The sequence below is a fragment of the Mesorhizobium sp. dw_380 genome (assembly GCF_018588885.1).
Taxonomy (GTDB): domain Bacteria; phylum Pseudomonadota; class Alphaproteobacteria; order Rhizobiales; family Rhizobiaceae; genus Mesorhizobium.
The window spans coordinates 259,111-267,612 of sequence record NZ_JAFFIW010000006.1; the positions used below are offsets into that span (position 1 = coordinate 259,111).

Annotated in this window: 11 protein-coding genes; 3 read left to right on the forward strand and 8 right to left on the reverse strand. The window is 60.2% G+C overall.

The genetic code is table 11. From position 1 onward, the window contains the following. The first annotated feature begins 51 nt into the window (after positions 1-51). Complete coding sequence (locus JT360_RS08930) at positions 52-1,119, forward strand: BMP family ABC transporter substrate-binding protein (protein ID WP_214471151.1); 1,068 nt, start codon at positions 52-54, stop codon at positions 1,117-1,119. Between the two features lie 78 nt (positions 1,120-1,197). On the opposite strand, the gene rimO is transcribed toward JT360_RS08930, so the two are convergent. The 6 genes from rimO to JT360_RS08960 form a co-directional block, all read right to left on the reverse strand. After that, complete coding sequence (gene rimO / locus JT360_RS08935; RefSeq protein ID WP_214471152.1) at positions 1,198-2,511, reverse strand: 30S ribosomal protein S12 methylthiotransferase RimO; 1,314 nt, start codon at positions 2,509-2,511, stop codon at positions 1,198-1,200. A 166-nt stretch (positions 2,512-2,677) separates the two neighbouring features. Beyond that, positions 2,678-3,364 carry a TerC family protein gene (locus JT360_RS08940; RefSeq protein WP_214471153.1) on the reverse strand — a complete coding sequence of 229 codons (687 nt, stop codon included), beginning with the start codon at positions 3,362-3,364 and terminating at the stop codon, positions 2,678-2,680. Between the two features lie 186 nt (positions 3,365-3,550). Then, entirely contained in the window at positions 3,551-3,958 is a 408-nt protein-coding gene (locus JT360_RS08945; RefSeq protein WP_214471154.1) for a DUF930 domain-containing protein, read from the reverse strand. A gap of 56 nt (positions 3,959-4,014) precedes the next feature. Continuing rightward, positions 4,015-4,713, reverse strand: a complete 699-nt coding sequence (locus JT360_RS08950; protein ID WP_214471155.1) for a DUF2161 domain-containing phosphodiesterase — start codon at positions 4,711-4,713, stop codon at positions 4,015-4,017. Between the two features lie 68 nt (positions 4,714-4,781). Continuing rightward, entirely contained in the window at positions 4,782-5,588 is an 807-nt protein-coding gene (locus JT360_RS08955; RefSeq protein WP_214471156.1) for an alpha/beta fold hydrolase, read from the reverse strand. 134 nt (positions 5,589-5,722) lie between these two features. Further along, positions 5,723-6,520, reverse strand: a complete 798-nt coding sequence (locus JT360_RS08960; RefSeq protein WP_214471157.1) for a sterol desaturase family protein — start codon at positions 6,518-6,520, stop codon at positions 5,723-5,725. A 332-nt stretch (positions 6,521-6,852) separates the two neighbouring features. Between JT360_RS08960 and JT360_RS08965 the strand changes: the two genes are divergently transcribed. Further along, positions 6,853-7,086, forward strand: a complete 234-nt coding sequence (locus JT360_RS08965) for a hypothetical protein (RefSeq protein ID WP_214471158.1) — start codon at positions 6,853-6,855, stop codon at positions 7,084-7,086. 96 nt (positions 7,087-7,182) lie between these two features. Here the strand turns inward: JT360_RS08965 and JT360_RS08970 are convergent, their stop codons facing one another. Continuing rightward, on the reverse strand, positions 7,183-7,722 hold the full coding sequence (locus JT360_RS08970) for a J domain-containing protein (protein ID WP_214471159.1): 540 nt from the start codon (positions 7,720-7,722) through the stop codon (positions 7,183-7,185). A gap of 272 nt (positions 7,723-7,994) precedes the next feature. Beyond that, entirely contained in the window at positions 7,995-8,240 is a 246-nt protein-coding gene (locus tag JT360_RS08975) for a hypothetical protein (RefSeq protein WP_214471160.1), read from the reverse strand. Positions 8,241-8,385: 145 nt separating this feature from the next. On the opposite strand from JT360_RS08975, the gene JT360_RS33525 reads away from it, so the two are divergent. Next, on the forward strand, positions 8,386-8,502 hold a 117-nt coding region (locus JT360_RS33525), incomplete at its 3' end, for a helix-turn-helix domain-containing protein (protein ID WP_250888687.1).

Consider the following 8,502-nt stretch of genomic DNA (forward strand, 5'->3'; position numbering starts at 1 on the left):
CAACAACAAAAAGACGGGAAGCTCCAAGGCTTAACACAGAGAGGTAACACGATGAAAAAACTGCTTATTGCCCTGATGACGACGACAGCGGCATTGTCGCTGGCGGTGTCAGCGGAGGCTGCCGACAAGCTAAAAGCCTGCTGGGTCTACACCGGCCCGATCGGCGATTTCGGCTATTCCTACCAGCACGACCAGGGCCGCCTCGAGGTCGAGAAGGCGCTCGGCGACAAGGTCGAGACCGCCTATCTGGAGAACGTCTCCGAAGGGCCCGATGCCGACCGTGCCTTCGAGCGCCTGGCGCGCGAAGGCTGTAAGCTGATCTTCGGCACGTCCTTCGGCTTCATGGACGCCGAAGTGAAGGTCGCCAAGAAGTTTCCCAAGGTGATGTTCGAGCACGCCACCGGCTACAAGACCGGTGACAATCTCGGCATCTACAATGCACGCTTCTACGAAGGCCGCTACGTGCTCGGCCAGATCGCCGCAAAGGAATCGAAGTCCGGCGTTGCCGGCTACATCGTCTCCTTCCCGATCCCGGAAGTGGTGATGGGCATCAACTCCTTCATGCTCGGCGCGCAGTCGATCAATCCGAACTTCAAGGCCAAGATCGTCTGGGTCAATTCGTGGTTCGATCCGGGCAAGGAAGCCGACGCGGCCAAGGCGCTGTTCGACCAGGGCGCCGATATCATCGTCCAGCACACCGATTCGACCGCTGCCCTGCAGGTGGCCGAGGAGCGCAAGCTGCACGGCTTCGGCCAGTCCTCCGACATGATCAAGTTCGCGCCGCATGCCCAGTTGACTTCACTGACCGACGAATGGGGCCCGTACTACATCAGCCGGGTGCAGGCAGCCATCGACGGCACCTGGAAGCCGGACAATGTCTGGCTCGGCATCAAGGACGGCGCGGTGAAGCTCGCGCCCTACACCAACATGCCCGACGACGTGAAGGCGTTGGCCGAGGCGACCGAGAAGAAGATCGCCGGCGGCTGGAATCCCTTCACCGGACCGATCGCCAAACAGGACGGCTCGGCGTGGCTGAAGGACGGTGAAGTCGCCGACGACGGCACGCTGCTCGGCATGAATTTCTACGTCAAGGGCGTTGACGACAAGCTGCCGCAATAGGCGGAAGATCCCAGCGAACATGGAGAGGGCGCCCCGCGAGGCGCCCTTTTCATATGCTCGGAAAAACCGACGAAAGGCTCAGACAGCCGAACCGTAGAGGTCATAAGCGTCGGCGCGCTCGATCTTGACTGTGACGATGTCGCCGGCACGCATCGGACGGCGCGACTGGATATGGACCGAGCCGTCGATCTCCGGCGCATCATATTTGGTGCGGCCCTTTGCCGACGTGCCATTGGCTTCGTCGATCAGCACCGGCAGGCGCTTGCCGACCTTTTTGGTCAGTTGCGTCGCCGAAATCTTCTGCTGGCGCTGCATGAAGCGGTGCCAGCGTGCTTCCTTGACCTCCTGCGGAACCTGCTCGAGGCCGAGGTCATTGGAGCGGGCGCCCCGGACCGGCTCGTATTTGAAGCAGCCGGCGCGATCGATCCTGGCCTCGTCCAGCCAGTCGAGCAGCATCTCGAAATCGTCGTCCGTCTCACCGGGGAAGCCGACGATGAAGGTCGAGCGGATGGCAAGATCCGGACAGACCTCGCGCCAGCCGCGGATACGCTCCAGCGTTTTTTCGCCGTGCGCCGGCCGACGCATGTTCTTCAATACCTGTGGCGAGGCATGCTGGAACGGGATGTCGAGATAAGGAAGGATCTTGCCGTCGGCCATCAGCGGGATGACATCGGCGACATGCGGGTAGGGGTAGACGTAGTGCATGCGCACCCAGATGCCGAGCTTGCCGAGTTCCTCCGAGAGATCGAGAAATTTCGCGCGTACCTTGCGATCGCCGAACATGGACGTCTGATACTTGATGTCGATGCCGTAGGCGCTGGTGTCCTGCGAGATGACGAGGAGCTCCTTGACCCCGGCCTTGGCCAGTTTCTCGGCCTCGCGCAGCACGTCGGCCGCCGGCCGCGAAACGAGGTCGCCACGCAGCGCCGGAATGATGCAGAAGGTGCAGCGGTTGTTGCAGCCTTCCGAAATCTTGAGATATGCATAGTGGCGCGGTGTCAGCTTGACGCCCTGCGGCGGCAGCAGGTCGATATAGGGATCGTGCGAAGGAGGGGCTGCCTCATGCACCGCCGCCATCACGCTCTCATAGGCCTGCGGCCCGGTGATCGCCAGCACATTGGGGTGCTTCTCGCGGATCACGTCCGGCTCGGCGCCGAGGCAGCCGGTGACGATGACCCTGCCGTTTTCCGAAAGGGCCGAACCGATCGCATTGAGCGACTCGTCGCGGGCGGAATCCAGGAAGCCGCAGGTGTTGACCACAACGAGATCGGCGCCGTCATGCTTGCGGGCGATCTCATAACCTTCGGCGCGCAGGCGCGTGATGATGCGCTCGGAATCCACGAGCGCCTTCGGACATCCAAGGCTGACGAAACTGACGCGAGGGGCGGACATAGGCAAGTTTCCAATGGGGGCACGGGCCGAAATGCTGGTCCGGCCTCAAGTCGCTGTAAATGTCGGTCTGTGGCGCGTGGCAGGAGCCAATACGCGGGGCGCAAATAGCATGGCTTCCGCAATCAAGCAAACCGGCCGACAGGCTGGTCCGCACCGTCAGGGTGGCTCAGTGGCCTCCCGATCCGAACCAAGGCGCCAGGAAAGCGAAATGCTCGGGCAATTGCTGTACGGCCCCGTCAAGCAGCATCTTGACCGCGACATAGAGGATGATCGCCAGGCCGATATAGGCAATCCAGCGGTATTTGTGCAGCAGGCGCGCGACAAACGATGCGGCAAAGCCCATCAAGGCGATCGACAGGGCCAATCCGATGATCAGCACCGTGGGATGGTTCATGGCCGCGCCGGCCACGGCCAGAACATTGTCGAGCGACATCGAAACGTCGGCGATGACGATTTGCCATGCGGCCTGCGAGAAGCTCTTGCGCGGTCCCTTGCCGCCAATGACGCCGTCCTTGTCGAAATCGCCATTCGACAACGCTTCGGTCGCGTCGCGCTCCTGTTCGTGGCTGATCCGCAATTCGCGCCACATCTTCCAGCAGACCCACAGCAGCAGCAGGCCGCCGGCGATCAGCAGCATGGGGCCAATGGTGAGCAGCCATTGCGTGATCAAGGCGAAGAAAATGCGAAGAATGGTGGCCGCCGCGATGCCGACGAGAATGGCCTGCTTGCGTTGGCTGGCCGGCAGGCCGGCCGCGGCGAGGCCGATGACGATCGCATTGTCGCCCGCAAGCGCAAGATCGATGGCGATGACCTGAAGAAGAGCCGATATGCCCGCGGCGGTAAATATTTCCATCGACCTGGAAGCCCTTCGCCGAGTGTTCGTCGTCGATTATCCGAACGGGCCTAAAGGCATGGTCCGCTGGCGTCAAGACGCTGCGACAGTCGACGCTGGAAAACCACTTTCATAACGCGGACATTGCGGGGGGACCTTCAGCAACCGCCGGCTCGCGTGCCAACGCCGACGCAGCCCCCGCGAAAACTAGTCGTAGAGATTGTACTTCGCCCAGTCGGCTTCCGGAATTTCGTCACCGATCCGGTAGCGCAGCTGCAGGACCTCCATATGGTCCGGCCCGGTCTGGCATTTGAATTTCAGCCGGTACCACTGTCCCTTGCTGCGGAACGCCGCACCCGGGCTCCTGATCGCATCGGCGCTCATCTCCGGCGTGGCGAAGGCATAAGCGACGACACGGTCGGCCTTGAACTTACGATCGTCATGGGTGATCCGATCGAGAACCTCGGCATCGCAACGCTGCTCGAGGCGTGTTTGCGGATCAAGTTTCATCAGCCCGGCACGCAAGGCGTTGTCCATTGCGCTGGCCGGGAAAGCCAGCGTCAGGGACGCCATGGCCATCATGCAGAGTGTCTTCATGGGCGGGACAAGCTGCATATTTTGTCTGATAAATCAACCAAGCGGCGCGCTTCATGCTCGGCAAACGGCCGCATTCAGGGGGTCGGCGCAATCAAAATCTCGTGTCGCGCCTCGTCGTGCGAGGCCTGTGGCCAGCGGACCAGCGAGGCACGGCCGGCATCCGTGAGCTCGTAGAGGCCGCGATCGACGCGCGCGAACCAGCCATAGACATTGTGCTGCAGAATCTTCGGCGCGATCGGCGTCAACACCTTCAGATCGCGTGGTCGTTTGGGTCCGTGGACAAGCGCGGCGGCACAAATGAGGGCGCTTTGGCGATAGGCGGTCATGATCGGATTGCGCGATCCGCCGCCAGCCACGGGATCGCCGCGGCGGCGTGTGTGCTCGTCGACAAGGCGGGATCGCCGTCGTGAATTCCTACGCGGCTCCGGCGCGGCGGGACTGACAAGCACCTCGACCTTGTCATTGGCTGTCACGCCAAGCATGCCAAAGCCAAGCCGGCGGCAGAGATTGCGGAACCGGGCGTCGCTTTCGCGCCCCTTGCCCCGGGCTGACATGCGCGCCGCCAGCCAGACTTCGTCGCAAGCGGCGGCGCGGTCGACGCCCTGCAGCACCAGTTCGAGATTGAACTGCAGCTTCAATTCGCAGATGACGACGACCGGCGGCTCACCCTCGCGCAGCGCGACGATGTCGCAACCGCCAATTTCCCCCTTCACGACGAAGTCCAGACTTTCGAGGAACCGCTTCACCGGCGCATAGAGTGAGGTCTCGTTCATGCCTCGAGGCTTAGCCGATTCGAGGCAAAAAAGCCTTCCGGCTTCAGGAAGAGCAATGCAGCCGATCCTTAGGAATGAATTTTTCCGAGGAAGGCCAACAGCACGCTGTTGAACTGCTCAGGTCGTTGCAACGGTGCGAAATGGCTGACCTCTGGCAATATGATCAATTCCGATGCCGGTATGCTGCTGGCCAGATAGCTCGCATGCTCGTCCTTGATGAACTCGTCGTGCTCGCTTTGGACGATCGCCACGGGCACGCGCGTGCGGGCCAGGTCGGCGGCGGAATAATTGGGTTCGGTCTTCATCATCAGGCCGACGGCTTTGACAAAGGCGTCGAATTGGCCCGGCGTCGCCGATAGTTCGGCATAGTCCCTGGCGTGCCGGCTGAAACACCGCTCGACAGTCGGACCCGGCACGAATTCTTTCGTGCCGCTCGGATCCATGTTGCAGGCAAAGAAGAACACACCCGCGATGCGGTGGGCGGCTTTCATGCCGAGGATCAGCGCAACGCATGCGCCATCGCTCCAACCCGCCACGGCCGCCTTCTTCAATTGCAGAGTGTTCATCACAGCCAGGACGTCGGAAGCCATCAATTCGTATTTGTACGGCCGCTCGTCGCGGGTGCTGCGCCCGTGGCCGCGGCTGTCGATCGCCACGACCTGGTAACCCTGCTTGACCAGTGCGGGAACCTGAAATCCCCAATTGCCGCTATGACCGAGGCCGCCATGCAACAGGATCACGGGAAAGCCGGTCCCAAACGTCGCGTACCAGATCCTTGCGCCCTCGTTTTCCACCTGGCCTTCGCCGCTCGCGGCCGGCAGAGGCGCAGCGCCATGGGCTTCGAATTTCCTGAGGTCGTCGTCGTGATAGTCCATGCTTTAGCAAACCTCGGGCTGACGCGGAGGACCTACAATTATTGCGGGTATCCGCAAAAACCAACCCACGACGCAACGTCTGCTGCCATCAGGCGACATGAGCAGCAGCCACCGTGCACGATAGATATTGGCCGTCAGGCCTCAGTACTTGGCACTGCTGGTTTCGGCAGCTTGCCGCGGGGCACGAGCGGATAGCCGGCCTGACCGAAATAGCTGGAGGGGATCGGATCATCGACGCCGTACTTGTCGGGCATCTTGTTGCCAGTGGCATTGTAGGTGCCGAACAGCACGTCGAGGAAGGGTAGTTGCCCGGCGAAGTTTTTGTCATAGGCTTCGCGCTGGTTGGCATGGTGCCAACGATGGAACTGCGGGCCGGCGATCAGCCACTTCAAGGGACCGAACGGAATCCTCACGTTCGAATGAACAAGCAGCGTGTGCCAGAAGTAGATAACTGAAAAGACGGCGATCGAGGCTTGGGAGAAGCCGAGGAAAAAGATCGGTGTCAGCGATATCGCCTTGGTGAGGATTGCGTCGACCGGGTGGGAGTGGAAAGCGCCGAGCCAGTCCAGTTCCTCAATGCCGTGGTGGACTGCGTGGAACCTCCAAAGCGCGGGGATTTTGTGGAAGGCGCGGTGTGCCCAATAGACGCCGATATCGGTGATCAAGATGATTTCCGCGACCTGCAGCCAGACAGGCTGGCCGCCGATGGCGTTGGTCATCGATTGCGGGACCAGGATTGCAGCGGCGTCGAGGGCGTTGGCTGCTATCAGAATGATGACTATTTTTATGATGAAGCCATTGAACATCACATAAATCAGATCGACACCCAGGCCCTTGCGGAAGGTCTTCTGCTGCCGTTCGTGGAACAGATGTTCGAACGGAATGAAGATCAGCGCTGAAATCAACAGCGCCTTGATGCCAAAGATATCCATTCGCCCGCCTCTATCGCCTTGCCTTCGGCCAGCGCAGCCGCGCTTCAGCTTCTGAACAAACCACATTTCTCCTTTCCAAAGGCTTGATGCCGGTCTCCCCAGTTATGCTGCTGACCCGGGCTGGTGATACAGGCACCGCCGGTGTGTCACATCGGTGTCGCAACCGGACGATATCTGGGGAATGCGCGGTCGACGAACGCAGCGCGCCGCGCGTCCTCCCAGGACTAACCCCTCCGGTCCCTGCCGGCGGGGTTTTCCGTTTCAAGAACCATCTTGGCAGTCGCGAATTGTCCCTGTTATTGTTGCCTCACGGTCAGCACAGGACACCCGTCATGGACGCAAGTGAAATGAGCGCGATCGGCGATACCCTCATGAGGATCGTCACGCCCGACATGTCTCCCAAGCAGCTTGTCAAGGCAGCCCGGAAAGCGCACCCCAAGGCCTCGAAGAAGGACATAGCGAGAGCGGCCTTCTTTTCGATCATCGCAAATGCGGATCAGGACATCGGCAAGGCCAAGAACCTACAGGCGTTTGCCATCGCGGAGCGTACCCAGCAATCCGATTGAGCAAGGGCCTGGCGTTGCGTGGGCTTGCCCAACTGGATGGTCGCATGAAGCCGATTGGCTTCGAAGCGACGGCTGGGCCACAAGCGAGCGCGAGGGTCAAGAAGCTGTATGGTTCAGGAGCTTGGTCGTAGGGTCACGACGATGTTCGGAATTGGCGCGATCAATGCCTTCTACCGTGATCGCGATCGTTCCGTTCTCGATCCTGGCTATCCAACCCTTTGCCTTGAGATACCAGAGATGAAACTCAAGATGCTCCCGCGGGCAGCCTGACAACCGCTCGAGTTCTACATCTCCAATGCCAGGGTTGTTGACGTCTTGTCTGCGTTTTACATAAAGCAGCGCGAGCAGCTTGGCTTGAATTACGACGTCACGCTCCATGCCTTTGGCGTTGCCTGCTTCCTCGGTCAGCTCGCGACGCAGACCCGCATTTTCCCTGTACTGGATGTCATACTGCGCGCGTTTGACCGGATCTTTCAACGTATTATGGGCCTCTACGATTTCGCTGAAGCGTGCCTCATTGCCCGTGTCCTGATTGTCGGGATGGTAACGCATGGCAAAATAACGAAACACCCGCTCCAGCGTTTCGGAGTTGGCGTTTGGGCTAACTTCCAGCACTTCGTAGTAGTCAATGAACACAGCGACGCACCCCCAACGTAATACATATTCGACTTTACTAAACTAAGGAACGTCCAATGGACAAGTACAGAACCAAAGCGGTTACGCAGGACTTTTGCTTGCGGCGACCAAGACTTTGGTCCGGCATCGATAACCGGCTAGCCGGCTCCTCTTTGGTGAGGGTTGCGATCGATGACGCCAGCCGAGCGGACAATCAGGTACGGCATGCATCGCAGCAACATCGACCACAATTGCAGATCAGCACAATCGGGCCGCCGCTTCAATTGGGGCTTTTATTCCTTTGTCGTCAAAACAATCGTCGTGACCGATTCTGTTGCCTCAACGCCCTCGAGGCATTGTCGTGGAATATTCAGCCCCGTCGCTTGGGCGCATTCTTCTTCGGTGATCGCAGCGGGCTCGCTGTATTGCACGTTGGCCGCCTGGGTCGCTGTCGACGCGAAAAGAACCGTCTCGGTTATGAGAGCCGAGAAGGCGGCGACCTGGATCAGCACGGCAGCGAAGGCGATTTGTTTGAGCATCCGAGAGAACGCCGCGACAAGCCGCAGGTTCCCTATCGCTCCCGGCGCTTCAGGGCTTCTAATACCCTGGTGAGCGACCCGAGACATAGGTGACGTTTTGTACCGGACACATGGGTAACACTTTTGGCTTTGGCCGGAGGTGTTGATGCCGTGGAGAGGGTGTTCGGTGATGGAGGAACGTCTTCGTTTTGTAGCTCGCCTTCTCGACGGAGAAGGCATGAGCGATGTGTGCCGGGAATTCGGCATCTCGCGCAAGACGGGT